The 24,340-nt window shown below is 67.2% G+C and carries 24 protein-coding genes; 11 read left to right on the top strand and 13 right to left on the bottom strand.

Annotated elements, in window-relative coordinates; translation table 11 throughout:
* Positions 1-32 precede the first annotated feature (32 nt).
* The 3 genes from ACFSGX_RS03450 to ACFSGX_RS03440 are packed head-to-tail and all read right to left on the bottom strand — an operon-like array spanning position 33 to position 2,654.
* The gene (locus ACFSGX_RS03450) at positions 33-899 is read right to left on the bottom strand and encodes a bifunctional 5,10-methylenetetrahydrofolate dehydrogenase/5,10-methenyltetrahydrofolate cyclohydrolase (protein WP_380928223.1); all 867 of its coding nucleotides are present in this window, start codon (positions 897-899) and stop codon (positions 33-35) included.
* The gene (gene purU, locus ACFSGX_RS03445) at positions 896-1,756 is read right to left on the bottom strand and encodes a formyltetrahydrofolate deformylase (RefSeq protein ID WP_380927491.1); all 861 of its coding nucleotides are present in this window, start codon (positions 1,754-1,756) and stop codon (positions 896-898) included. The genes ACFSGX_RS03450 and purU overlap by 4 nt, the downstream gene beginning before the upstream one ends.
* A 10-nt stretch (positions 1,757-1,766) precedes the next feature.
* Positions 1,767-2,654 carry a methylenetetrahydrofolate reductase gene (locus ACFSGX_RS03440; protein WP_380927489.1) on the bottom strand — a complete coding sequence of 296 codons (888 nt, stop codon included), beginning with the start codon at positions 2,652-2,654 and terminating at the stop codon, positions 1,767-1,769.
* A gap of 155 nt (positions 2,655-2,809) precedes the next feature.
* Between ACFSGX_RS03440 and ACFSGX_RS03435 the strand changes: the two genes are divergently transcribed.
* Together ACFSGX_RS03435 and desA are read left to right on the top strand one after the other, a co-directional pair.
* A complete protein-coding gene (locus ACFSGX_RS03435) occupies positions 2,810-3,526 on the top strand; it encodes an alpha/beta fold hydrolase (protein ID WP_380927488.1) in 717 nt (238 codons plus the stop codon).
* Positions 3,523-4,920, top strand: a complete 1,398-nt coding sequence (desA, locus tag ACFSGX_RS03430; RefSeq protein WP_380927486.1) for a syringate O-demethylase — start codon at positions 3,523-3,525, stop codon at positions 4,918-4,920. Before ACFSGX_RS03435 ends, desA begins: the two co-directional genes overlap by 4 nt.
* 66 nt (positions 4,921-4,986) lie before the next feature.
* On the opposite strand, the gene ACFSGX_RS03425 is transcribed toward desA, so the two are convergent.
* The 8 genes from ACFSGX_RS03425 to ACFSGX_RS03390 form a co-directional block, all read right to left on the bottom strand.
* Positions 4,987-5,736 (bottom strand): IclR family transcriptional regulator, encoded by a 750-nt coding sequence (locus ACFSGX_RS03425; protein ID WP_380927484.1) that lies wholly within the window; start codon positions 5,734-5,736, stop codon positions 4,987-4,989.
* Between the two features lie 35 nt (positions 5,737-5,771).
* A complete protein-coding gene (locus ACFSGX_RS03420; RefSeq protein WP_380927483.1) occupies positions 5,772-6,179 on the bottom strand; it encodes a nuclear transport factor 2 family protein in 408 nt (135 codons plus the stop codon).
* Positions 6,176-7,015 (bottom strand): class III extradiol dioxygenase subunit beta, encoded by an 840-nt coding sequence (locus tag ACFSGX_RS03415; protein ID WP_380927481.1) that lies wholly within the window; start codon positions 7,013-7,015, stop codon positions 6,176-6,178. Before ACFSGX_RS03415 ends, ACFSGX_RS03420 begins: the two co-directional genes overlap by 4 nt.
* A gap of 1 nt (position 7,016) precedes the next feature.
* Positions 7,017-7,430 carry a protocatechuate 4,5-dioxygenase subunit alpha gene (ligA, locus tag ACFSGX_RS03410; RefSeq protein ID WP_380927479.1) on the bottom strand — a complete coding sequence of 138 codons (414 nt, stop codon included), beginning with the start codon at positions 7,428-7,430 and terminating at the stop codon, positions 7,017-7,019.
* A gap of 144 nt (positions 7,431-7,574) precedes the next feature.
* Positions 7,575-8,708 (bottom strand): cobalamin-independent methionine synthase II family protein, encoded by a 1,134-nt coding sequence (locus ACFSGX_RS03405; protein WP_380927477.1) that lies wholly within the window; start codon positions 8,706-8,708, stop codon positions 7,575-7,577.
* Positions 8,709-8,784: 76 nt separating this feature from the next.
* Positions 8,785-9,726, bottom strand: coding sequence for a Gfo/Idh/MocA family oxidoreductase (locus ACFSGX_RS03400; RefSeq protein ID WP_380928221.1), 942 nt, complete (start codon positions 9,724-9,726; stop codon positions 8,785-8,787).
* 14 nt (positions 9,727-9,740) lie between these two features.
* Positions 9,741-10,772: an amidohydrolase family protein gene (locus ACFSGX_RS03395; RefSeq protein ID WP_380928219.1), complete on the bottom strand. Its 1,032-nt coding sequence runs from the start codon at positions 10,770-10,772 to the stop codon at positions 9,741-9,743.
* A 118-nt stretch (positions 10,773-10,890) separates the two neighbouring features.
* Positions 10,891-12,114, bottom strand: coding sequence for a LysR family transcriptional regulator (locus tag ACFSGX_RS03390; RefSeq protein WP_380927475.1), 1,224 nt, complete (start codon positions 12,112-12,114; stop codon positions 10,891-10,893).
* Between the two features lie 102 nt (positions 12,115-12,216).
* On the opposite strand from ACFSGX_RS03390, the gene ACFSGX_RS03385 reads away from it, so the two are divergent.
* Positions 12,217-12,891, top strand: a complete 675-nt coding sequence (locus tag ACFSGX_RS03385; protein WP_380927474.1) for a 4-carboxy-4-hydroxy-2-oxoadipate aldolase/oxaloacetate decarboxylase — start codon at positions 12,217-12,219, stop codon at positions 12,889-12,891.
* Positions 12,884-13,939, top strand: coding sequence for a 4-oxalomesaconate tautomerase (locus ACFSGX_RS03380; RefSeq protein ID WP_380927472.1), 1,056 nt, complete (start codon positions 12,884-12,886; stop codon positions 13,937-13,939). Before ACFSGX_RS03385 ends, ACFSGX_RS03380 begins: the two co-directional genes overlap by 8 nt.
* Before the next feature lie 55 nt (positions 13,940-13,994).
* Here the strand turns inward: ACFSGX_RS03380 and ACFSGX_RS03375 are convergent, their stop codons facing one another.
* Positions 13,995-14,897, bottom strand: a complete 903-nt coding sequence (locus ACFSGX_RS03375; RefSeq protein WP_380927470.1) for a LysR family transcriptional regulator — start codon at positions 14,895-14,897, stop codon at positions 13,995-13,997.
* 110 nt (positions 14,898-15,007) lie between these two features.
* On the opposite strand from ACFSGX_RS03375, the gene ACFSGX_RS03370 reads away from it, so the two are divergent.
* From ACFSGX_RS03370 to ACFSGX_RS03340, 7 genes are read left to right on the top strand one after another with little or no spacing between them, the layout of a single operon-like run.
* Positions 15,008-17,413, top strand: coding sequence for a TonB-dependent receptor (locus ACFSGX_RS03370; protein WP_380927468.1), 2,406 nt, complete (start codon positions 15,008-15,010; stop codon positions 17,411-17,413).
* A gap of 42 nt (positions 17,414-17,455) precedes the next feature.
* The gene (locus ACFSGX_RS03365) at positions 17,456-18,571 is read left to right on the top strand and encodes an FAD-dependent oxidoreductase (RefSeq protein WP_380927466.1); all 1,116 of its coding nucleotides are present in this window, start codon (positions 17,456-17,458) and stop codon (positions 18,569-18,571) included.
* 34 nt (positions 18,572-18,605) lie between these two features.
* Complete coding sequence (locus ACFSGX_RS03360) at positions 18,606-19,508, top strand: VOC family protein (protein ID WP_380927464.1); 903 nt, start codon at positions 18,606-18,608, stop codon at positions 19,506-19,508.
* A 3-nt stretch (positions 19,509-19,511) separates the two neighbouring features.
* Entirely contained in the window at positions 19,512-20,669 is a 1,158-nt protein-coding gene (locus tag ACFSGX_RS03355; RefSeq protein WP_380927462.1) for an alpha/beta hydrolase family protein, read from the top strand.
* On the top strand, positions 20,666-21,097 hold the full coding sequence (locus ACFSGX_RS03350) for a hypothetical protein (protein WP_380927461.1): 432 nt from the start codon (positions 20,666-20,668) through the stop codon (positions 21,095-21,097). Before ACFSGX_RS03355 ends, ACFSGX_RS03350 begins: the two co-directional genes overlap by 4 nt.
* Positions 21,094-21,873 carry a cyclase family protein gene (locus ACFSGX_RS03345; RefSeq protein WP_380927459.1) on the top strand — a complete coding sequence of 260 codons (780 nt, stop codon included), beginning with the start codon at positions 21,094-21,096 and terminating at the stop codon, positions 21,871-21,873. The genes ACFSGX_RS03350 and ACFSGX_RS03345 overlap by 4 nt, the downstream gene beginning before the upstream one ends.
* Positions 21,874-21,918: 45 nt before the next feature.
* On the top strand, positions 21,919-22,893 hold the full coding sequence (locus ACFSGX_RS03340) for a fumarylacetoacetate hydrolase family protein (protein WP_380927458.1): 975 nt from the start codon (positions 21,919-21,921) through the stop codon (positions 22,891-22,893).
* A gap of 260 nt (positions 22,894-23,153) precedes the next feature.
* On the opposite strand, the gene pobA is transcribed toward ACFSGX_RS03340, so the two are convergent.
* Positions 23,154-24,335: a 4-hydroxybenzoate 3-monooxygenase gene (gene pobA / locus ACFSGX_RS03335; protein ID WP_380927456.1), complete on the bottom strand. Its 1,182-nt coding sequence runs from the start codon at positions 24,333-24,335 to the stop codon at positions 23,154-23,156.
* Positions 24,336-24,340 lie beyond the last annotated feature (5 nt).

The raw sequence follows: 24,340 nt of genomic DNA, 5'->3' as shown, positions 1-24,340 counted from the left end.
CGCGACCGCCGATGCGGGGGGTGGCGACCGGCTCAGCGGCGAACCGCCCGCTCGGCCGCCTGGACGGTGTTGGCCAACAGGCACGCGATCGTCATCGGCCCGACCCCGCCCGGCACCGGCGTCGCGGCGCGGGCATGGCCGATCTCGTCGAACGCGACGTCGCCGACCAGGGACTGACGTCCGGCGTCGTCGGTGATACGGGTGATGCCGACATCGATCACCACCGCGCCCGGCCGCACCCAATCGCCGCGCACCAGTCGCGGGCTGCCCGCGGCGGCGACCACGATGTCGGCCCCGCGCACGATATCGGGCAGCCCGCGCGTCGCGATATGCGTCACCGTGACGGTGCATTCGCGTTCCAGCAACAGCATCGCGATCGGCTTGCCGACGATGTTCGACTTGCCGATCACCACCGCCGCCAGCCCGCGATAGTCGTCGATCACGGTATCGAGCAGCTTCATGCAACCGAGCGGCGTGCACGGCACCAGCCCGCCGGTGCCGGTCGACAGCCGACCGACATTGACCGGATGGAAGCCGTCGACATCCTTTCCCGGATCGATCGCATCGAGCACGCGCGCCGCGTTGATCTGCGGCGGCAGCGGCAGCTGGACGAGTATCCCGTGCACCGCGTAGTCCGCGTTGAGCGCCGCGATCAACGCCAGCAGATCGGCCTGCCCGGTCGCCGCGTCCAGCCGGTGCTCGATCGATCGCATCCCGACGCGCACCGTCTCCGCCACCTTGCGCGCGACATAGACCCGGCTCGCCGGATCCTCGCCGACGATCACCACGGCAAGCCCCGGCACGATGCCATGCCGTTCGACCAGCGCAGCGACACGCGCCGCGGTCTCGTCCGACACCATACGGGCCAGCGCCTTGCCGTCGATGCGCAGCACCGTCAGTTCCGGAAGACGATAGTACGCGACCCGTTGAGCAGCACGCGATCGTCGAGGTGAAAGCTCACCGCCGCCGCCAGCACGCGCCGCTCGATGTCGCGCCCCTTGCGGACCAGATCGTCGGCGGTGTCGGCATGACTGATCGGCTCGACATCCTGCGTGATGATCGGCCCTTCGTCGAGGTCGGCGGTCACGTAATGCGCGGTCGCCCCGATCATCTTCACGCCGCGCGCATGCGCCTGATGATAGGGTTTCGCGCCCTTGAACCCGGGCAGGAAGCTGTGGTGGATGTTGATACAACGCCCGGCAAGAAACCCTGCCAGATCGTCGGACAGGATCTGCATGTAACGCGCCAGCACGACCAGATCGGCCCCGGTCTCGGTCACGATCCGCTTGATCTGCGCCTCCTGCTCCGGCTTGGTGTCGCGCGTCACCGGCAGGTGGTGATAGGGAATGTCGCCGATCATCGTCGTCTGCAGCACGTTCTGCGGGTGGTTGGAGACGATGCCGACCACATCCATCTGCAACTCGCCGATCCGCCGCCGGTACAGCAGATCCCCCAGGCAATGGTCGAACTTGGACACCAGCAGCAGGACGCGTTGCCGGTCGTTCGCGCCGCGCAGGGTCCAGTCCATGCCATGCTCCGCGCCGGTCCCCGTGAAATCACCGCGAACCCGCTCGATCGTCCAGGCCGGATCGGTCAGCGCGAACACGACACGCATGAAGAACCGCCGGGTCTGCTGATCGTCGAACTGCTGCGCGTCCAGGATGTTGCCGCCGCGCGTCGCCAGGAACGTCGCCACGGTCGCGACCAGCCCCGGCCGGTCGTCGCACGACAACGTCAATGTGCAGATATCCGTCAAACCGCCCTCCTTATGATTGCGCGCGCCGGTCGGCGGTATAGCCGCCGATCCAGTCCACGGTGCGCTCCAGCCCGCCGAACGGGTAAAAATGCAGCCGCACCGCGCCATGTTCGGCGCCGATGCCACGTGCGAATGCGTCGACCAGCTTGTCCGGCCCGGCGGTGCCGAGCAGGCGCGACAGCGACACGCCATATTTCGCCATCACGCTGGCCGATGCGCCGACGCCGCAATGCGCGGCGAACCGCAGCAACGTCTTGATGCCGGCGGGCCCCGGTACGCCGATCCGCACCGGCGCGTCGATCCCGCGACGGCGCAGTTCGCGAAGCCAGACGAAGAACGGCTCCGCATCGAATCCGAATTGCGTGACGATCAGCGGCGCCATGCCGCGTGCCGTCACCTCGGCGCATTTCTGTTCGAGCGCGCTCCACAACGCCTCGCCCGCCATGGCCGGATGGCCGTCCGGATGACCGGCAATGCCGATCGCCTTGACGCCGTGCTGTTCGAACAAACCGGTCCGCAGCAGCGACAGCGTATCAGCGAACGGGCCGGCGGGCACCGGCGGGTCGCCTGCGACGAGGAACATGCGCCTTGCCCCGGCCTCGGTGGTGGAGCGCCTGATGATCGTCTCCAGTTCGTCATGCGACACGATCCGGCGCGCCGACAGATGCGGCATCGGCTCGAACCCCAGCGACCGGACCAGCACCGCGGCGTCGATCCGCGCCGCCATCGTCTCGCCGGGCAGGAAGGTGATCGCGATCGGCGTATCCGGCACGATCCGCGGCGCCGCGGCGCGCAAGGCGTCGACGTCCTTCGCGGTCATCTCCAGCGAATACCCATCGGTCATCACATCGGGGGCCGACCGTTCCCAGTCGGGGTGCAGCGCCGTGGTGATGTGCATGATCCCTCCCCTGACCGCCGGCTGTCTCGTCCGACACGCGGTCGCAATGTTTTTGCTTGCCAGCCGGATAATGGCTGATAGATTATTCGTATACAAGAATAATTCACAAGCATGATGACAGGATGATGATGCGGGGCTCTTCGGCGGCACCACTGATGATGCTCCCGGGGCTGTTGTGCGACGCGCGGATGTTCGCGGCGCAGCGTGCGCGCTTCCCCGACGCGGTCGTCATCGATGGGTTCGGGATGGTCGACGATCTGGCGGAGATGGCCCGCATCACACTGAATGTGGCGCCGCGCCGGATCTCGCTGCTCGGTCATTCGATGGGCGCGCGTGTCGCGCTGGAGATGATCCGCCTCGCGCCCGAACGGATCGAGCGGCTCGCACTCGTCAGCACCGGCGTACACGGACCGCGCGACGGCGAGGCCGACCGCCGCCGTGAACTGCTCGAGCTTGGCCGTCGCCAGGGCGCCGAAGCACTGGTCGACCGCTGGCTCCCCGGCATGGTCGCACCCGACCGCATCGAAGCTACCGCGCTGATCGAACCGCTGCGCCACATGTGTGTCGAGGCCGGCGTCGAGACGTTCGCCGCGCAGATCGCGGCGCTGCTCGGACGGCCCGAGGTGCGGTCGCTGCTGCCGACGATCCGCTGCCCGACCGCCGTCATCGTCGGCAGCGAGGACGCTTGGAGCCCGCCCGACCAGCATGCCGAAATCGCCGCGGCGATCCCCGGCGCGCAGCTGCGAGTCATTCCGGGCGCCGGCCATATGCTGCCGGCCGAGGCACCGGACGCGTTCGACGACGCGGTCGCGGACTGGCTCGCTTTGCCCATGTTCAGTTACAACCAAACCGAGAGAGGAACGATCGCATGACCGACCAAAGCCTGGAGAGCCTGCTCGCCGACAGCGGCGACATCGTCGAACTGCTGCGCAACCAGCAGACCGGCCCGAACGCATACCCCGGCGTGCCCGCCGAATATTCGAACTGGCGCGCCGAACAGATGGCCTGGGCCAAGACGTGCGTGCTCTTCAACCAATCCTATCACATGGTCGACCTCGAAGTGTCCGGCCCGGATGCGATGGCGATGCTCAACCATCTCGGCGTCAACAGCTTCAAGGGCTTCGTGCCGGACCGCGCGAAGCAGTTCGTGCCCGTCACGCCCGACGGCTATGTCATCGGCGACGTGATCCTGTTCTATCTGGAGGAAAACCGCTTCAATCTCGTCGGCCGCGCGCCGGTGATCGAATGGGTCGAATATCACGCGCAGACCGGCAAGTGGGACGTGAAGGTCGAGCGTGACGAGCGCACCGCGGTCCGCCCCGATCCGGAAAACCGCAAGTCCTACCGTTTCCAGTTGCAGGGCCCGAACGCCATGCAGACGCTGGAAAAGGCGATGGGCCAGACCCCGCCGGACCTGAAGTTCTTCCACATGGCCAAGATCACGATCGCCGGCCGCGAGGTCCGCGCGCTGCGCCACGGGATGGCCGGCCAGCCGGGCTACGAGCTGTTCGGCCCCTGGGCGGATGGCGAGACCGTGCGTCAGGCGCTGATCGCGGCGGGCAAGGATTTCGGCATGGCGCTGGTCGGCGGCCGGACCTATTCGTCGAACACGCTGGAGTCGGGCTGGATCCCCTCCCCGCTGCCCGCGACCTACACCGGCGAGGCGTTGAAGCCGTATCGCGAATGGCTAGGTGCCAACTCCTACGAGGCCAAGGCGTCGATCGGCGGCAGCTTCGTTCCCGACAGTGTCGAGGGCTATTATCTGACCCCGTGGGACCTGGGATACGGCCTGTTCGTCAAGTTCGACCATGACTTCATCGGGCGCGAGGCGCTGGAGAAGATGGCCGACCAGCCGCACCGCCGGAAGGTGACCCTGGCGCTCGACAGCGAGGACGCGCTGCGCGTGATCAGCTCGGCGCTGCAGAAGGGCGACCGCGCCAAATATATGGAATTCCCGTCCGCGGTCTATTCCATGCACCCCTATGACTCGGTGCTGGTCGATGGCGAGATCGTCGGTGTGTCGACCTGGATCGGCTACAGCGCGAACGAGGGCAAGATGCTCACACTGGCGATGCTCGACGCGAAATATGCCGAGCCCGGTACGCAGGTGACCCTGTTGTGGGGCGAGCCCGACGGCGGCACGCGCAAGCCGACGGTCGAGCCGCACGTGCAGACCGAAATCCGCGCGACGGTCGCATCGGTGCCCTATTCGGAGGTTGCACGCGACGGTTATGCCGACAGCTGGCGCACCCGCCAGCCGGCCTGACCCTCGACACCAATCTGAAGCAGTACCGGGGGGGGGCGTGCGCGGAGCACGCCCCCCTTCTTGTTGCTAACTGCCGGCCAGCAGGTCGGCGGTCCTGATCAGCAGCGCGATCGCGCGGCGTTCGACGTCGGTGTTGAACCGCACCGTGGGGATCGCCACGCTGAACGCGCCGACCACCTCCCCGTCGATCCGCGCGACCCGGCCCAGGCCGTGAATGCCGGGCGTATGTTCCTCGCGCGTGTGGGCGATGCCGGTCTCGCGGATCCGCGCGATATCAGCGCGCAGCGCGGCTTCCGACACGATCGTCGTCGCGGTGAACGCCGACCGCTCGCTTTCCGCGAAATACCGGTCGAGTTCGTCCTCGGGCAACGCCGCGAGCAGCGCCTTCCCCGCCGAAAACCCGTGCAGCGGCGCACCGGCCCCGGTCTGCACCGCATAGCGCAGGGCATGCGCGCCCGGCTCCGTTGCAAGCGCCTCGACCTCCCAGCCGCGGCGAACGAAGAAGGAGGATGTCTCGTTCAGCTGGATCCGCAACGTGCGGACCAGTGGCGCCACCGTCTCCGCCAGCGTAAAGGCTGGCGCGTGCGTCTGCAATCGTTCCAGGCCCGGCCCCGCGCTGTACCGCCGTCCCTCCCGCAGCAGATAGCCCCGCTCGGTCAACGTGGCGAGCAGGTAGGACAGGCTGCTGACCGGGATCGCCAGCGCCGTCGCGATCTCCTGCGCCATCATCGGACGGGTGCGTGCGACGATATATTCGATGATGTCGAGCGTGCGGTTCGCCGACTTGACCGTCGCCGGTGCGGATGTGTCTGCCATGCCCGCTTATACCGCGGCCCGGCGTCCCGACCAGATCATGACTGGAACAGCAGCGACCCGCGCCGTTCGGCAAAGCGCCAGCCTTCGTCGGTCAGCACGAAGCGATCGTGGAACGACCCGATCAGCGGCACCGCCGCATCCGTGAACAGCAGCATCGCGCACTCGCCGCGCGCCGTCCGTGCGCTTTCGACGTCGATCACGATATTCGCGCAGATATGCCGCGTCGTCCGCGTGGGTCGCGCCTGGAAAGCGGCCAGGATCGCGGCGCGTCCAACGATCGGCGCGTCCGGCGCGGTCGGGCGCGCCATCATGCCATGTTCGTCGTACAACGCCGCCACGCCGGCCCAGTCGCCGGCATCGTTCAGATTGGCGTAGCGATTGACGAGCCCCGCGCAGTCCTGCTCGATCGCGCGGCGCAGGTCGTCGTCCAGCGCCGCGGTCACGCCGCCTCCAGCACCATGTGCCCGACCGCGGTGTTCGATGCCGGCACATGATAGAAACGATGACGCTGCACGACGTCAGGCCCCAACGCGCCGCGCATGATCAGCCACATGATCAGCTCGATCCCCTCCGACCCCGCTTCGCGCAGATAGTCGTAATGCGTGATGCGGCGCAGCGCCTGCGGATCGTCGACCATCTTGTCGAGGAACGCGTTGTCGAACTCCCGGTTGATCAACCCGGCGCGCGCGCCCTGCAACTGGTGGCTCATGCCCCCCGTGCCCCAGATCTGGACGTTCAGATCCTCCGGGAAACTCGCCACCGCGCGCGCGATCGCTTCGCCGAGCCGCCAGCAGCGATCGCCCGAAGGCGGCGGAAACTGCGTCACGTTGACGACGATCGGCACCACCCGCACCGGCCAGGCACCGACCTCGCCGAACAGCAGCGACATCGGCACCGTCATGCCGTGATCGACGTCCATCTCGTTCAGGATCGTCATGTCGAACTCGTCGATGATCAGGCTTTGCGCAAGATGCGCGGCCAGTTCTGGATGTCCCTGCACGACCGGCACGGCACGCGGCCCATAACCCTCGTCGGCGGGCTTGTACGCATCGGCGCACCCGATCGCAAAGGTCGGGACGACGTCGAGCATCAGGCTGGTGGCGTGATCGTTGAACACCAGGATGACGACGTCGGGCTTCGCTTCGCGCTCCCACGCGCGGCTCGGTTCGTAACCCGCGAAGATCGGCTGCCAATAGGCCTCGGCCGTCTTGTCGAGGTCCATCGCCGCGCCGATCGCCGGCACATGGCTGGTCGCGACGCCTGCTGTGATGCGTGCCATGTCAGTATTTCCCCTTGATCGATCGATTGCCCTCGGGCGAACGACCGCCGGCAATCATCATCGCCGCATAGTCGTCTACGCTCATGCCGCTCATCGTGCTGACCGCACGCTGCGCGCTCCAGCCGTCGGTGCTGGCCAGCTTGATCAGGAAGAAGAAACTGCCGCCGAGCGCGATCAGCCGATTATAGTCGCGCGCCAGCACGGCCTCGCGCTGCTCATCGGACAGGGCGTATCCGGACAGATATCCGGCTTCGTCGGCCTTGAACGCCGCGCGGGCCTCCGGCTTGGCGAGCGAATGACAGAAACGGTGCAGATGATAGGCGCGCCGCGAACTGGCGGTCGTGAAGATCGTCGTCCCCGGAATGTCTGTCAGATCGGCCGGGTCGTAGCCCAAGCCGGGCGTCGCTGCGTTCATCCTGATCCTCCCGGACATCGATCCAACCGAAGCACCGCCCGCGGCGCGCGAACGATAACTCGCGTGAATTCTAGTATGCGAACCGTTCACTTACGCGAAGTCTATCGTCGCACCATCCGGTCCGCAAGCGCCAATGCGGAAGCCTCAACCCAGCCGCGCCGCCGCGAGGTCGGCCCCTTCACGCAGCGATCGAAGCTTCGCCCAGGTCACCGCAGGGTCGATCTTGCCGTAGCCCGCGAAGGTGCCGAACCCGCAATCGGTGCTCGCCACCAGCCGGTCCGCCCCGACGATCCCTGCGAACCGCTCCAGGCGCTGCGCGATCAGCTCGGGATGCTCGACATAGTTGGAGCACGTATCGATCAGCCCCGGGGCCAGGATCTTGTCGTCGGGCAGCCCGGCGTCGCGCCAGATCGTCCATTCATGCTCGTGCCGCGGGTTCGCCGCCTCGAACAGGATCGTCGCGGGACGCGCCTTCAGCACGATGTCGATGATCCGCTCGAGCGGAATATCGTGGTCGTGCGGCCCCTCGTAATTGCCCCAGCAGACATGCATCCGCATGCGATCGGCCGGGATGTTCGCGGTCGCTGCGTTCAGCGCCTCGACATTGGCCTCGATCGTGCGGAGAAACTCCGGCTCGTCCATGTCCTGATACCCGGTGTGCCGCGACATCGCCAGATCGGGGCAGTCGAGCTGGAGTTCGAACCCGGCCGCCGCGATCGCCTCATATTCCGGCCGCATCGCATCGACCAGATCGGCCAGATACGCCTCGTGCGTGGGGTAGAAGGCGTTGGTCTGGAACGCCGTGATCAGCCCCGGCGACGCGGAGTTAAGAAAGGCCCGCGTCCCCTTGCCATGCCGGTCGAGCGCGGTCCGGAAGCGGCGGATATCGTCGTGCAGCGGTTGCAGGTCGACCAGTTTGACCGGTGCGATGCAATTGGCCCGCGTGAATTCCTGCGCGCCCATGATCGCGGCCAGCTTCTTCCGCAGCTCCGGCAGCGGCGCGAGATCGAGCGCGGGCTTGCGCTCGCCATGCCCGCCGAAGCCCGACAGCCGTTCGGTGATGTAGGTCGAATAGCCGACCTTGCCCAGTTCGCCGTCGCTGACGATCGTGACGCCGGCCGTAACCTGCGCTTCGACCGCGGCATCCACCGCAGCCTGCACGACCGTGTCGAACGCCTCGGCGTCGTACGGCCGGCCCGCGTCGCGCGCGAGCAGCAGCGGGGTCAGTTCAGGGCCGCGCGGCAGGCTGCCGACATGGCTGGTCGCGATCATCGTCATACAAAATTCCTCAACGTAAAGGCGCACCGACGAGCACTCCGTGCTCCATCCGTTCGCGCCGAAAACATTAGCCGCGTCATGCGCCGGCCAGCTGGCGTTCGAGATCGCCAAGCACCCGGTAACAGTCGAACACCCGCCCGACCGACGTCTCGGGCTCCCGCCCTACGCGGATCGCCGCGACGAACTCGCGGTCCTGCAGCTCGATACCGTCCGACCCCGCGATACCGCTCAGATCGACGGGCTCTTCGCGGCCGGTGACCAGATCGTCGTAGCGCGCGATCCACGTCCCGGTGTCGCAGATATAGCGAAACGTGGTGCCCAGCGGCCCGTCATTGTTGAAGCTCAGCGACAGCGTGCAGATCGCGCCGCTCTCGCTTTTAAGCTGGATCGACATGTCCATCGCAATGCCTAGCTCCGGGTGCGGCGGCCCTTGCAACGCATGCGCCGCGACGATCCGCCCCGACTGGTACCCGAACAGATCGATCGTGTGCGCCGCGTGATGCCAGAGCAGGTGATCGGTCCACGACCGCGGCTCTCCCCTGGCGTTGATGTTGCTGCGGCGGAGGAAATAGGTCTGCACGTCCAGTTGCTGCAACCGCGCCGCGCCGGCGGCGAACTTGGCGTGCAGATACTGATGGCTCGGATTGAAGCGCCGCGTGTGGCCGACCATGCAGATGCGGCCCGTTTCGCGCTGCGCCGAAAGCACGGCCTGCGCGTCGTCCCACGAGTCCGCCAGCGGGATCTCGACCTGCACATGCTTGCCGGCCCGCATGCAGGCGATCGCCTGCGCGGCATGGAGGGGGGTCGGCGTGCACAGGATGACGGCATCGACATCGTTGCGAGCCAGCGCCTCGTCCAGATCGGTGCAGCTCCAGCCGGCACCATATCGCACAGCGACCGCGGCTGCCTGCTCCGCCGGCTGGCTGACGATGCCGACGATCGCCGCGCCGTCGATCCGCCGGAGCCCGTCGAGATGCTTCTCGCCGAACGCGCCGGCCCCGACCAGCGCGATCCGCACCGGGCCGGGATGACTCATGCCCCCTGCGCTAACCGGGTCAGCACCGCGTCGAGCCGCGGGAAGACGTGCCGCGCATTGCCCTCGAAGATCGCGGCGCGCGTGTCCGGATCCACGTCCAGCGCGTCGACATAGCGCTTTGTATCGTCGAAATAATGTCCGGTCTCCGGATCGATGCCGCGCACCGCGCCCACCATTTCCGACCCGAACAGGATATTACGATGGTCGATCACCTCGGCCAGCAGGTCGATGCCCGGCTGATGATAGACGCAGGTGTCGAAAAACACGTTCCTCATCAGATGTTGAGCCAGCGCCGGCTTCTTGAGCATGTCGGCGAGCCCGCGATAGCGCCCCCAATGATAGGGGACGCCGCCGCCGCCATGCGGGATGATGAACTTGAGCGTCGGGAAATCGGCGAACAGGTCGCCTTCCAGCAACTGCATGAAGGCGATCGTGTCGGCCGCGATATAGTAGGCGCCGGTCGCATGCAGCGCCGGATTGCAGCTGCCCGAGACGTGGATCATCGCCGGCACGTCGAGCGCGACCATCGCCTCGTACAACGGATACCAGAAGCGGTCGGTGAGCGGCGGCGATCGGAAATGCCCGCCGCCCGGATCGGGATTGAGGTTGCACCCGATGAACCCAAGCTCCTCCACGCAGCGGCGCAGTTCGGCGATCGACCCGTCGAGCCCGGCCTGGGGCGATTGCGGCAACATGCACACGCCCACGAACGTGCCGGGATACAACCCGACGACGCGCGCGATCAGGTCGTTGCAGGCGCGCGACCAGGCAATGCTGACGCCTTCGTCGCCGACATGATGCGCCATGGCCGACGCGCGGGGCGAGAAGATCGTGAGGTCGGCACCGCGCTCGCGGATCAGCCGAAGCTGGTTCTGCTCGATCGTGGCGCGGATGTCGTCGTCGCTGATGACCGGATAGTCCGGCGCCGCCGTGCCCGCCTCGAACGCGGCCAGCTGCGCCGTACGCCACGCGTTATGGGCCTCCGGTGCCGTGGTGTAATGGCCATGGCAGTCGATCACCAAAGGCATGCCGTCTCCTGATTTCGACAGCGGTCGCGCGTCGTTCTGGACACGCATATCCGCTTCCGGCCGTGCGTGGCGCATGCCGACGATCGCAGGCAAATAGGTTGCGCGGTCGCCTCATTGATTATGCTGAAGTCCGCGTCGTCCCGACATGGCGCAACAGGTCGAGGAACCGCGCCTGCGCGCCGGTCGGCCGCCAACCGGCGCGCATCGTCACGCCGATCGTGCGGCGCATGCTGGGCGGGGTCAGCGCGATGTGCCGCAACACGCCGGCATCCAGTTCGAACGCAACCTGCTCGGCCGACAGCAGCGTCAAATAATCGCCCGACATCATCAAGGTGCGGAGCATCATTACCGATCCGCATTCGATCCACACCGCCGGCAGGGGCAGGCCGGCCTCGCCGAACAGCCGCTCCCACAAATGGCGCAACGGCGTGCCGCGGCGCGGGGCGAGCCAGGAGTGCCCGGCCAGAGTCGCCAGGTCGGGCCGGACACCGTCCTGCATCAGCGGGTGCGCCGCGCGCGCCACCACCGCGATCCGATCGACGAAGAACGGCTCCTGGATCAGGTCCGGCGCGGGGGGTGGATCACGCAGCGCGCCGAGCAGCAGGTCGAACTCGCCGTCGCGCAGCGGCTCGACCAGCTCCGAATAGGCGCCCTCGGCGATATCGAACACCATGTGCGGCTCGTCCCGGTGGAACCGCCCGATCGCCGTCGGCAGCAGCCACGCGCGCGCCAGCGGCATCGCGCCGATCGCGATGCGTCCATGGTCCCGGCCGGACAACGCCGCCACTTCGTCGAGCGCCGCGCCGATCTCGGCCAGCGCAAGCCGCGCCGCACGACCCAGCCGCACGCCCGCCGCGGTGAGCATCACGCCGCGCCCGCGTCGCTCGACCAAAGGCACGCCGCACAACCGCTCGATATCGCGCACCGCGCGGTGAACGGCGGGCTGCGTCACCCCGGTGGCCCGCGCCGCCGCGACGTAGCTCCCCTCGCGCGCCAGCGCGGCCAGCGCGCGCAGCTGCGTCATGGTCAGCAGCAGGTCGGCGCGCGCAAAGCCCTGCGCCATGCCCCGCCCGCGGATCGCGCGGATCGTATCGGCGAGCAACTTTGCCGCGGCGGCGGTCCGCGCGACCATGATGGCGCCCGCTTCGGTCGTGCGCATCCCATCGGCATGGCGATCGAACAACGGCCGTCCCAGCATCGTCTCCAGCTTGGCCAGCCCCTGCGTCAGCGCCGGCTGCGACAGCGCGACGTCGGCCGCCGCGGCGGTCACCGTGCCGCGCGCAGCAACCGCGACGACGGCGCGCAGGTGGCGCAGATTGAGTTGGTCCAGGGCGTCCATCATGGTCCGGATATAACGATATCCTATGGCGGACAGGCAATCCGAATTGGCGGTCGTCGCGATCCGCGCGCCATGCGGCGTGGAGAACAAGACAAGGGAGCAGGCATGGCCGGGATCGTGGTGCGAACTATCGCACGGGCGCCGCAGGAGGCGATCGATGCGCTTGGCCGTGCCGGCGTGGCGACCGTCCACGAGGCGCAGGGCCGCACCGGGCTGATGGCGCCGCACATGCGTCCGATCTATGCCGGCGCGCGGATCGCCGGATCGGCGGTGACCATTTCTGCGCCGCCGGGCGACAACTGGATGCTCCACGTCGCGATCGAACAGCTCCGCCCCGGCGACATCCTCGTGCTCGCGCCGACCTCGCTCTGCACCGACGGCTATTTCGGCGATCTGCTCGCGACCTCCGCAATGGCGCGCGGGTGCCGCGGGCTGGTGATCGATGCCGGCGTGCGCGACATCCGCGACCTGACCGAGATGGGTTTCCCCGTCTGGTCGCGCGCGGTGCATGCCCAGGGGACGATCAAGGCGACGCTGGGATCGGTCAACGTCCCCGTCGTCTGCGCCGGTGCGACGGTGCAGGCCGGCGACGTGATCGTGGCGGACGATGACGGCGTCTGTATCGTGCCGTCCGCCGATGCCGTCGCGGTGGCCGAAAAGGCACGCGCACGCGAAGCGCTGGAGGAGGGCAAGCGGGCACGCCTCGCGGCGGGCGAACTGGGCCTCGACATCTACGACATGCGCGGCAAGCTCGCCGCACTCGGGCTGACCTATGTCTGAGGTCGTCCGGTGCATGTGGATGCGCGGCGGCACGTCCAAGGGCGGCTATTTCCTGCGCGACGATCTCCCCTCGGATCCGGCGGCGCGCGACGCGTTCCTGCTCGGCGTGATGGGCTCGCCCGATCCGCGCCAGATCGACGGGCTGGGCGGTGCCGATCCGCTGACCAGCAAGGTCGCGGTCGTCGCGCGATCGGACCGGCCGGGCGTGGATATCGACTATCTGTTCCTGCAGGTGTTCGTGGATCAGGCCCGCGTGTCGGACGCGCAGAATTGCGGCAATATCCTCGCCGGGATCGGCCCGTTCGCGATCGAGCGCGGGCTCGTGGCGGCGCAGGACGGCACGACGCACGTCGCGATCTTCATGGAAAATACGCAGCAGATCGCGGTCGCCACCGTGCAGACGCCGGGCGGCACCGTGACCTATGCCGGCAATGCGCGGATCGACGGCGTTCCGGGCAGCGCCGCCCCGGTGCCGCTGGAGTTTCGCGACACCGCCGGGTCGTCCTGCGGCGCGCTGCTGCCGACCGGCCATGCGGTGGACGTGATCGAGGGCGTGCCCGTCACGCTGATCGACAACGGCATGCCGTGCGTCGTGATGAAGGCGAGCGACATCGGCGCGACCGGATATGAGACGCGCGCGGAACTGGACGACAATGCCGCGCTGAAAGCACGGATCGAGGCGATCCGGCTGGCGGCGGGCCCGCTGATGAACCTGGGCGACGTGCGCGACGCGACGGTACCCAAGATGATGCTCGTCGCCGCACCCCAGGCTGGCGGAGCAGTCACCGTGCGCAGCTTCATCCCGCACCGCGCCCACGCCACGATCGGCGTGCTCGGCGCCGTCAGCGTGGCGACCGCCTGCCTGATCGCCGGATCGCCCGCCGCCGAGGTCGCGGTCGTGCCCACCGGCACCCGCAAGACGCTGTCGGTCGAGCACCCGACCGGCGAAATGAGCGTCGTCGTCGAAACCGATGTCGACGGCAACGTCACCAGCGCCGCCCTGCTGCGCACAGCGCGAAAGCTGATGGACGGCGTCGTGTTCGCCTAGACGCTGGCGCGTCTGCTCGCTTGCCGCTCCGGGTCTGCGCCGCTTATCAAAAGCGTTACGCCGGCAGACCTGCCATGCCCCGCAATATGGCGCGGAGCCAAGTCAGCCCTTCGTCACGCTCGCGCGTCGAATGATATTGCATCATCTCGCGCATCTTGGGAATCTCGAACGGCGGTTCAGCGAGCGCGAGCGAGAGCCCGGGCGCCTTCAGCCGGGCCAGCCGCTCATGCATCAACGCAATCCGCATCGTGCCGGGCAGCAGCCAGGGCACTTGGATGAACGATGGTGCATTGACCTCGACCCGCCGGATCACGCCGATCTCCTGCAGTGTGTTTTCGATATGGGTGTTGCGACCGTCGATCTGGACGGCGACGTGGCCGGCCGCCATGAAGTCCTCCATCGTCAGCGGACGCTGGAACAGCGGGTTTGTCGCACATCCGACCACAACATGGCGTTCCTCGAACAGCAGTTCGGTCGGGTGTCGCGCATCGGTGAATTCGGGCGGCGTGATCGACAGGTCGTAGGCCCCGTTCGCCAGTCCGTCGGACGTGTCCGCACCGGGCAGCGAGATGTCGAGCCGGATATGCGACGCGACGGTCCCGAGCATCCGGAGCAACGGCGCGATCAGTACGGTCGTGATGTAGTCCGACGCCGCGATGCGAAACCGCCGTTCCGACGTGGCCGGATCGAACCGCGATCCCGACGCGATCAGGTTGCGCAGCATCGCGATCGCCGCGGTGATCTCGGGCGCCAGCGCGAGCGCATGCGGCGTCAGGATCATCATCTTGCCATGCAGGACCAGCAGGTCGTCCTGGAACGCATCGCGCAGCCGCTTGAGCGAAGCACTCATCGCCGATTGCGTCACGTTCAGCCGCGCGGCGGCGCGCGTCACGCTCCGCTCCGCCAACAGGGCTTCCAGTGCCACCAGAAGATTAAGGTCGAACCGGTCAAGTCTCATGTATCAATAAAATCGCTTCGTTCCCATCAGAAGTAAAACTTGGACTGATACCACCCAGTTTGCAACACAGGATGCGAAGCCGGGACACATCGGCTCATGGGAGAGTGTGAATGAAATTCCGGTTTCTGGCGGGCACTGCGCTCGCACTGCTCGCGCCACTTCATGCTGCCCAGGCGCAAGACGCCGGCAGCAACGCGCAGACGATCACCAACACCCCGTCCGCGGCCGAGCCGGGCGAAGGGCTCGCCGACATCATCGTCACGGCACAGCGGCGGTCGGAAAGCGCGCAGCGCGCCGGCATCGCGATCGACGTCGTCACGGGCAGCGCGGTGACCAACCAGGGCATCACGCAGCCGTCGGACCTGAACCGCATCGTGCCGTCGCTGAACGTCCAGGACGCGGGCGGCGCCAACAAGACGTTCTTCCTGCGCGGCGTCGGCAACTTCACCGTCAACGGCTATTCGGATCCCGCGATCGCGGTGAACTATGACGGCGTGTATCTGGGTCGTCCGACCTCGACATCCGGCCTGTTCTACGATCTCGAACGGCTCGAAGTGCTGAAAGGCCCGCAGGGCACGCTGTACGGCCGCAACGCGACCGCCGGCGCGATCAACATCCTGCCCGCCAAGCCCAAGCTGGGCGAAAACTCCGGCTTCTTCACCGGCAGCTACGGCAATTACGACGCGATCGTCGCACAGGGCGCGCTCAACCTCGCGCTCGGCAAGGATGCGGCGCTCCGCGTATCGGGCACGGTCACCGATCGCAGCGGCTATCTCAGCGACGGCACGTCGGACGAGAAGACGCAGGCGGCGCGCGCTCAGTTGCTCGTCCAGGTCTCCCCGGACCTGCGCGTCCGGATCGGCGCCGATTACTCGCACACCGGCGGCAAGGGCGTGGGGTCTTCCTACGAGGGTTCCTACGCACTCAATCGCGGCACCGGTCAGTATAGCTTCGTACCCTCCGGTCTCGACCGATCCGTCGGCATCTTCGATCCGGCCGCCCAGGCCTATCGCCAGACGCTGTTCCTCGGCGTTGCGGGGCGCAACGCGGCGCCGCTCGAAGACGACGTCTACCAGAACAACGACTTTTACGGCGTCAATGGCGAGATGACGCTGGACGTCGGTGGCGGCACGCTGACCGTCATTCCCGCCTATCGTCATGCCAAGCTCGACTACGTCTTCGCAGCACCGTCGTTCTACGGCTATATCCGCGAGAAGGACGACCAGTTCAGTCTGGAAGCGCGGTTCGCCGGCGAACGCATCGGCATTTTCGACTATATCCTCGGCGCGTTCTATTATGACGAGAGCGTCAAGGGCGACTATACCTTCGCGCAACAGGCGCTGAACTCCTACCAGACCTTCGACTCGTCCACCAAGAGCACGGCGCTGTTCGCTCGCCTGACCGCGAACATCACGGACCGCGCACGGTTGATCGGCGGCGTTCGCTACACCCGCGACAACAAGGACTTCACGGGCCAGGCCGACGTGCTGGTCGTCGTCTGCACGGCGCGCAACGCGTTCGGCGCGCCGAACTGCCCGAACGTGCCGCTGCTGCCGCTGACCGCGACGATGGACCAGCTGCAGGCCCCGTTCATCGTCCCCCCCGCCGGCCAGGCGCGTCCGATCGGTGCCACCGGCGCGATCCTGTCGCGCGTCTTGACGGTGGTCGACACGGGTCTCAACAACAACGAGGTGACGTGGCGCGCCGCCGCGGAGTTCGACGTGTCGTCACGCTCGCTGCTCTACGCCAGCGTCGAGCGCGGCTACCGGTCGGGCGGCTTCTCGGTCGCGGCCGGGTATGAAAGCTACGCGCCGGAATTCATCACCGCCTACACGATCGGCTCGAAGAACCGGCTGTTCGACAACAAGCTGCAGCTGAACCTCGAAGCGTTCTGGTGGAAGTACAAAAACCAGCAGATCGGCCGGATCGGCATCGACGCCAACGGCAACCAGGGGCAGTTCAGCCAGAATATCGGCCAGTCCTCGATCAAGGGTGCCGAGGCGGACATCCAGTTCCTGCCGCTGCCCGACACGCTGTTCAGCGCGAACATCCAGTATCTCGATACGAAATATGACAGCTTCATCTTCACCCAGCCCGTCGGCACGTCGCCGCCGCTCACCGGCTGCGGCACGACGCTGACGGGTGCCGTCTACACGATCGACTGCTCCGGCTTCCCGGCGTTCAACGCGCCGAAATGGACGATCAGCATGGGCGCGCAGCAGACCGTGCGGTTCGGCGATTTCAAACTCGTCGGCGGGGTCGACACGCAATATCGCTCGAGCCGTTACGTGCAGGTCGAATTCCTGCCGCAGGAACTGGTCGGCGAAACCTGGACCACCAATGCCCAGCTCGGCATCGGTCCGGACGACGATCGGTGGCAGCTGACGGCGTTCGTGCGCAATATCGAGGATCGCCGGATCGTGCTCAACACGCCGATCTACGGCCTCGGCTCCGCCCTGACCGCGACCACGTCCGCCCCGCGGACCTACGGTCTGCGCGTCAATACCAAGTTCTGACGACATGCCGCGCGCGACCATGCACCTGGGGGCCAACTGACGATGCCACAGCTTTCCATTCTCGTCGTCGGTGGGGGCATTGGCGGGCTGACCGCCGCGATCGCATTGCGGCGCAGCGGCCACCGCGTGACGCTGATCGAACGTGACCCCGGCTGGACCGTCTACGGCGTCGGGATCATCCAGCAGGGGAACGTCATCCGCGCGATGACGGAGCTGGGCGTGATCGACGACTATCTCGCGGCCGGTGTCGGGTTCGACGCGGTGTCCGTCCACGCGCCCGACGGGACGCTCGTCGCCACCGTGCCGTCGCCGCGCCTGATCGAACGCTACCCCGCCAATGTCGGCGTCAGCCGCCCGGCGCTGCACAAGGTGCTGGGCGATCGCGCGATCGGCGACGGCGTCGACGTGCGGCTCGGCGTGACGATCGAGACGTTCGACGACGACGGCACGGGCGTCGACGTGCGATTCGTGGACGGCACCGACGAACGGTTCGACATCGTGATCGGCGCCGACGGGCTCTATTCACAGACCCGCGGCATGCTGTTCGGCGATGCGCAGAAGCCCGAGTTCACCGGACAGGCGGTCTGGCGCTACAACCTGCCACGGCCGGCGGGGATGGACTCGCTCCACGTGTACAACGGCCGGATCGGGGCCGGGCTGGTCCCGATCAGCGCGTCGCTGATGTATCTCTACGTCACCACCCCCGAACCCGGGAACCCGCGCTACCCCCGCGACGGACTGGCGGCCGCGATGCGCGAGAAACTGGCCGGCCATGCGCCCGCGATCCAGGCGCTGGTGCCGCACATCACCGACAATGACGGCGTGGTGTATCGCCCGCTTGAAACGATCATGCTGGACGGCGACTGGCACAAGGGTCGCATCGTCCTGCTCGGCGACGCCGTCCACGCCACGACGCCGCATCTCGGGCAGGGCGCGGGCATGGCGATCGAGGATGCGCTCGTCCTGGCCGACGAGCTTGAGCGGCATGACGACCCGGAGACTGCGTTCACCGCCTACCGCGACCGTCGCTACGCGCGCTGCCGCTACATCGTCGACATGTCGCTGTCGATCTGCCGCGGGCAGCTTGGGCATAGCCCGCCGGTCGACAACGCACGCGCGACCGCGGAAATGTTCGCGATGACCGCACTACCGATCTGATCACGACTGACCTGAAAGACCTGGAGCAAGCATCATGGCACGAGTGAATGATATCCGATTTGTCGGCTACGGCGTCCCCAACGTCGCCCTGGAACGCGAATTCTACCGCGATGCATGGAAGCTGCGCGAAGTCGGCGAGATCGACGACATGGTCTATTTCGCGTGCGAAGGGCATGACGAGCATCATGTCGTCCGGCTCCGCACGGCGGAGGAACGCCGCATCGACGTGATCGCGATGGCTGCGGTGAGCCGCGCGGAGGTCGACACGCTGCACGACCGCGTCGTGGCGGTGGGCTGCAAGATCGTCTTCACGCCACAGGAGCTGACCGCGCCCGGCGGCGGATACGGCTTCCGCTTCTTCTCGCCCGACGGCCTGCCCTACGAAATCTCGAGCGACGTCGAACGTGGCCCGGCGCGCGAAGTCGCGCATTGGGAGGGCATCCCCAAGAAGATCAGCCACATCGTCCTGCACTCGCCCGACCACAAGGCCGCGGTCGCGTTCTTCGTCGACGTGCTCGGTTTCAAGGTGTCCGACTGGCTCGGCGATTTCATGTGTTTCCTGCGCTGCGGGACGTCGCATCACCGCATCGCGTTCCTGCCCGGCCCGCCCTGTCTCAACCACGTCGCCTATGACGTGCCGACGGTGGACGACATGATGCGCGGCATCGCCCGCCTCCGCAAAATGGGCACGGACATTAAATGGGGCCCCGGCCGCCACACCGCCGGCAATAACACGTTCAGCTATTTCACCACGCCGAACGGCTTCGCGGTCGAATATACCTCCGACCTGGAGGAGGTCGATTTCGAGAACCACAAGGATGTGGTGCATCAGCTCCAGCCCGGCACGATGGACCTGTGGTCGATCGGCACCGGCGGCCCGCAGGCGATGCCGCATCCCGAGGCCGATGCCGGCCTCTTCGTGCCCGCGGCGGTCTGAGCCATGGCCCTGTTCGAATATTTCCCCAACTATATCTGGAACCTGAGCGTCGCGATCGCGCTGGAAAGCGGCGGCCTGATCGGCGAGATCGTCGACATGTGCCAGCCGATCCGCGACGCGGCGGCACAGGGCGGCGACGCGGGCACGCCCGTGTTCATGCGCGCCTGGGTCGACATGGCCGACAAGCTCGTCACGCTCGCCGCCGAGGACGAGGCGCTCGGCCGGCTCCTGTCGGCGGGCGAGAAGCTGAAGCGCGCCTCGCTCTATTTCGGCGTGGCCGAACGGATGCAGGCGCATGGCTCGGACGGGCGGACGGAGACCTACAGCAAGGGCCTCCAGGCCTTCGAGCGCGGCACCCGGATGGCGAAGGACAATGTCGAACGGGTGACGATCCCCTATGAGGGGGCCGAGCTGTCCGGTCTGCTGACCCGCGCGCCGGGCGACGCGCCCTCCCCGCTCGTGATCTACTGCAACGGGCTCGATAGCACGAAGGAGCTGCTCTACTTCTCCTGGCTGCCGCACCGGCTTGCCGCCCGCGGTATCTCGTGCCTCAGCATCGATCAGCCCGGCACGGGGGAGGCGATCCGGCTCCACGACCTGCCGGTCACGCACGAGGCCGAGCGCTGGGCATCGCGCTGGGTCGACTGGGCGGAGCAGCAGTCGTTCGTCGACGCGCGGCGGATCGGCATGACCGGCATCTCGCTCGGCGGCTATTTCGCTCCGCGCGCGGTCGCGTTCGAACCGCGTTTCGCGGCCGGTGCCGTCTGGGGTGCCAACCACAATTGGGCGGAAGTGCAGCAGAAGCGCATGCGCCGCGAAGGCGAGAACCCGGTGCCGCATTACTGGTCGCACGTCCACTGGGTGTTCGGCGCGGAGAGCATGGACGACTTTCTCGAGAAATCGAAGGGCATGACCCTCGACGGAGTGATGGAGAAGATCCGCGTGCCCTTCCTCGTCACCCACGGCGAGAAGGACCGCCAGATCTCTCTCGACTACGCGCATCAGTCGTTCAACCAGCTCGTCAACAGCCTGGATCGCGAACTCAAGATCTTCACCGCCCGTGAAGGCGGCGTCGAGCATGTCGGCGCGGACAATATGAGCTTCGCACGCGACTATATCGCCGACTGGTTCGCGGAACGGCTGGACGGCCGGACGTCATGAACCCCGGGGCGATCGTCCTGCGCGAAACGCTGTTGAGCATGGCGATCAACGTCGCCATCACGCTGGCCTTCTTCTTCGCGATGTTCGGGCTGTCGGGGATGATCGTGCCGCGCGACTTCGCGTTCGATTTCCTGCCGCAATCCTTCATGGTGGCGTTGATGGGGACGATCATTCCGGGCGTGCTGATCGGGCGGAAGGGCAAGGCGCCGCTTCAGCCGATCGTCCTGCGCGCGCTCGGCCTCGCGCTCGCTTCGTTGGCGATCGGCGGCGGCGGCGCGTATCTGCTGTTCGCGAACGGCGCGCCGATCGCGCCGGCGACCGGTCTCGCGATCAAGGTGATCTACTCCGCTGTCCTGTCGGCGATCGTCACGCCGATCGCGGTCCGCGGCGCGCTCGCTGCGCCTGCTCTTGCCCGAGGTAAACCATGAGCCGACGTTTCATCGATCTGTCGATCACGCTCGACAATGACACGGTCGCCGACCCGCCCTTCATGCGGCCCAAGATTACGTACCAGACCCACCTCGAGACGGTGGCCGAGATGCAGCCCTTCTTTCCCGGCGTCACCGCCGAGCAGTTGCCCGGCGGCATGGGCTTCGGCGCGGCGGAAACGGTGACGCTCACCACGCACAACGGCACGCATCTCGATGCGCCGTGGCATTATCACCCGACGATGAACGGCGGCGAGCGCGCGATCACGATCGACGAAGTGCCGCTCGACTGGTGTTTCCGGCCGGGCGTGAAGCTCGACTTCCGCGCGTTCGAGGACGGCTATGTCGTCACCGCCGCCGACGTCGAGGCCGAACTCGCGCGGATCGGGCACGACCTCCAGCCGCTCGATATCGTCCTGATCAACACCCGCGCCGGCAGCGCGCTGGGCAGCCCAGACTTCCTCAACGCCGGTTGCGGCATGGGGTACGAGGCGACGATGTACCTCACCTCGCGCGGCGTCCGGGTCACCGGCACCGACGCCTGGAGCTGGGACGCGCCGTTCAGCTACACCGCCAAGCGCGTCGCCGAAACCGGCGACACCTCGCTGATCTGGGAGGGCCACAAGGCCGGGCGCGACATCGGCTATTGCCACCTCGAAAAACTCCACCAGCTCGAAGTCTTGCCGCCGAACGGCTTCACGGTCAGCTGTTTTCCGCACAAGATCCGCGGCGCATCGGCCGGCTGGACGCGCGCCGTCGCGATCATCGACGACTAAGCGGTACATCATCGCCAGCCTCCATAACGAACGAAGGACAGGATCATGATGCTGGCGACGCTGCGCAACGGTCGGCCGGACGGCCGGCTCGTGGTCGTGTCCTCCGATCATCGCCGTTGCCAGCCGGCCCCGGTCGACACACTGCAGGCCGCGCTCGACGACTGGGACGCGCACTCCCCCGCGCTGCTGGCGATCGCGGCGGCGCTTGCCGACGGCGGCGGTGCGCCGTTCGACCCGACCGAGGCATCCGCCCCGCTCCCGCGCGCGTGGCAGTGGCTCGACGGCTCGGCCTTCCCCAGCCACGGCGCGCTGATGGACCGCGCGTTCAACAAGCCGCCGATCGAAACGACCCTGCCGCTGATGTATCAGGGCATGTCCCACCAGTTTCTCGGCCCCCACGACGAAGTCCCGCTGCCGAGCGAAGCGCACGGCATCGACTTCGAGGGCGAGTTCGGCGTGATCACCGGCGCCGTCCCGATGGGCATCACGGCCGCGGATGCGATGCAGCACATCCGGCTGATCGTGCAGATCAACGACTGGTCGCTGCGGACGCTGGCCCTGCCCGAAATGAAGACGGGGTTCGGCTGGATCCACGGCAAGCCCGCGTGCAGCATGGCCCCCGTCGCGATCACCCCCGACACACTAGGCGACGCCTGGCAGGACGGCCGCGTCTGCCTCCCGCTCGAAGTCCACTGGAACGACACACCGTTCGGCCGCCCGAACGGCCGGGAAATGGCCTACGGCTTCCACGACCTGATCGCCCACGCGGCGCGCACGCGCTCCCTGCCGGCCGGCACGATCATCGGCTCCGGCACCGTCTCCAACGACGACCACGCCGCCGTCGGATCGACCTGCATCGCCGAACGCCGCGGCATCGAGATCATCGAACAGGGCGCGCCGGTCACCCAATATATGCGCTTCGGCGACACCCTGCGTATGGAAGCACGAAGCGAGGCCGGGGCGCCGTTGTTCGGCAGGATCGAGCAGCGAGTCACCGCGACGCCCGGAAGACCAGACTAGATTAATCGTCTCAATCCTCTGGACCCGAAATGAGCATGTAACTGGAGACACCTCCGCCCCCCGAAATCGGTTGCGGTGGAATCCAACCAGGAACGGGCCTCTCGGCTGCCGCCCCGACACGTGCACGAACGGCAGCTTACCGCGCTTGTCGCTCAGACCCGGACCGGACATTTTCCACCAAAACCCACGTTCACGCCCAATGATCGTTCACAGGCAGAGCCATGCCTGGGCATTGTCCGGGAACGACCGTTCGTTGAACGTCATGCTGCCCCCATCGGTAGTCCGACATAATTCTCCGCCAGCGTGCGCTGCGCCGCTTGCGATCCGCGGATGTAGTCCAGTTCGGCCATCTGGATGCGCCGATCGAACCCGTCCATCGTCGGGAAACGGTGCGTCACCGATGTGAACCACCACGAAAAGCGTTCCGCCTTCCACACCCGCGCCAGCGCACGCGCCGAATATCCGTCGATCCCGGCGTCGGACCCGTCGCGGTACCACTCGACCAGCGCCTCGCCCAGCATCGTCACGTCCGACACCGCCAGGTTCATGCCCTTCGCGCCCGTCGGCGGCACGATATGCGCGGCATCCCCCGCCAGGAACAGGCGACCCCAGCGCATCGGTTCGCACACGAACGAGCGCAGCGGCGCGATCGTCTTCTCGAACGACGGCCCGCGCACCACCTTCGCCGCGGTTTCCGGCCCCAGCCGCACGCACAGCTCGTCCCAGAACCGCGCATCGGACCAGTCGGCAATATCCTCGTCCACCGCGCACTGGATATAATAGCGGCTGCGCGTCGGCGACCGCATCGATGCCAGCGCGAACCCGCGTTCGTGGTTGGCATAGATCAGCTCATGATCCGCCGGCGGCACGTCTGCCAATATCCCCAGCCAGCCAAACGGATAGACCCGCTCGTACGTCCGCAGCACGTCCGCCGGGATCGCGCCGCGGCTCACCCCGTGGAACCCGTCGCACCCCACGACGAAATCGCACTCCAGCGTGCGTTCCACGCCGTCCGCCCGCCACGTCACCGCCGGCCGGTCGCCGTCCAGCCCGGACAGCGCGACATCCGCGGCGTTCCAGACGATCGGCAAGTCGGCCGCCTCCGCCGCGTCGAACAGGTCGCGCATCACCTCCTGCTGCCCGTACACCGTCACGGTCGTTCCACCGGTCAACGCGGCCATGTCGATCCGGAACACATCACCGTCCAGCGCCAGCTTCGTGCCGCCATGGACCAGCCCCTCGCGCAGCAGCCGCGCGCCGATGCCCAGCCGGTGCATCAGGTCGGTCGTCACCGGTTCCAGCACGCCGGCCCGCACGCGCCCCTCGACATAGGCCCGGTCGCGCCGCTCGATCACCACCGCGTCGATGCCCGCCTGCCGCAGCAGATGCGCCAGGAACATGCCCGCCGGGCCTGCACCGATAATCGCGATCTGGGTTCGCACTGGGT

The organism is Sphingomonas arantia, from assembly GCF_042682045.1.
GTDB lineage: Bacteria > Pseudomonadota > Alphaproteobacteria > Sphingomonadales > Sphingomonadaceae > Sphingomonas_R > Sphingomonas_R arantia.
This window is presented reverse-complemented; position numbering and strand designations above follow the sequence as displayed.

What these genes read in the sequence shown, in the direction of transcription:
- ACFSGX_RS03440 (WP_380927489.1), bottom strand. Translation starts at nt 2,654, where the DNA reads ATGCACATCACCACGGCGCTGCACCCCGACTGGGAACGGTCGGCCCCC.
- ACFSGX_RS03435 (WP_380927488.1), top strand. Translation starts at nt 2,810, where the DNA reads ATGATGCTCCCGGGGCTGTTGTGCGACGCGCGGATGTTCGCGGCGCAG.
- desA (WP_380927486.1), top strand. Translation starts at nt 3,523, where the DNA reads ATGACCGACCAAAGCCTGGAGAGCCTGCTCGCCGACAGCGGCGACATC.
- ACFSGX_RS03425 (WP_380927484.1), bottom strand. Translation starts at nt 5,736, where the DNA reads ATGGCAGACACATCCGCACCGGCGACGGTCAAGTCGGCGAACCGCACG.
- ACFSGX_RS03415 (WP_380927481.1), bottom strand. Translation starts at nt 7,015, where the DNA reads ATGGCACGCATCACAGCAGGCGTCGCGACCAGCCATGTGCCGGCGATC.
- ligA (WP_380927479.1), bottom strand. Translation starts at nt 7,430, where the DNA reads ATGAACGCAGCGACGCCCGGCTTGGGCTACGACCCGGCCGATCTGACA.
- ACFSGX_RS03405 (WP_380927477.1), bottom strand. Translation starts at nt 8,708, where the DNA reads ATGACGATGATCGCGACCAGCCATGTCGGCAGCCTGCCGCGCGGCCCT.
- ACFSGX_RS03395 (WP_380928219.1), bottom strand. Translation starts at nt 10,772, where the DNA reads ATGCCTTTGGTGATCGACTGCCATGGCCATTACACCACGGCACCGGAG.
- ACFSGX_RS03390 (WP_380927475.1), bottom strand. Translation starts at nt 12,114, where the DNA reads ATGATGGACGCCCTGGACCAACTCAATCTGCGCCACCTGCGCGCCGTC.
- ACFSGX_RS03385 (WP_380927474.1), top strand. Translation starts at nt 12,217, where the DNA reads ATGGCCGGGATCGTGGTGCGAACTATCGCACGGGCGCCGCAGGAGGCG.
- ACFSGX_RS03380 (WP_380927472.1), top strand. Translation starts at nt 12,884, where the DNA reads ATGTCTGAGGTCGTCCGGTGCATGTGGATGCGCGGCGGCACGTCCAAG.
- ACFSGX_RS03375 (WP_380927470.1), bottom strand. Translation starts at nt 14,897, where the DNA reads ATGAGACTTGACCGGTTCGACCTTAATCTTCTGGTGGCACTGGAAGCC.
- ACFSGX_RS03370 (WP_380927468.1), top strand. Translation starts at nt 15,008, where the DNA reads ATGAAATTCCGGTTTCTGGCGGGCACTGCGCTCGCACTGCTCGCGCCA.
- ACFSGX_RS03365 (WP_380927466.1), top strand. Translation starts at nt 17,456, where the DNA reads ATGCCACAGCTTTCCATTCTCGTCGTCGGTGGGGGCATTGGCGGGCTG.
- ACFSGX_RS03360 (WP_380927464.1), top strand. Translation starts at nt 18,606, where the DNA reads ATGGCACGAGTGAATGATATCCGATTTGTCGGCTACGGCGTCCCCAAC.
- ACFSGX_RS03355 (WP_380927462.1), top strand. Translation starts at nt 19,512, where the DNA reads ATGGCCCTGTTCGAATATTTCCCCAACTATATCTGGAACCTGAGCGTC.
- ACFSGX_RS03350 (WP_380927461.1), top strand. Translation starts at nt 20,666, where the DNA reads ATGAACCCCGGGGCGATCGTCCTGCGCGAAACGCTGTTGAGCATGGCG.
- ACFSGX_RS03345 (WP_380927459.1), top strand. Translation starts at nt 21,094, where the DNA reads ATGAGCCGACGTTTCATCGATCTGTCGATCACGCTCGACAATGACACG.
- ACFSGX_RS03340 (WP_380927458.1), top strand. Translation starts at nt 21,919, where the DNA reads ATGATGCTGGCGACGCTGCGCAACGGTCGGCCGGACGGCCGGCTCGTG.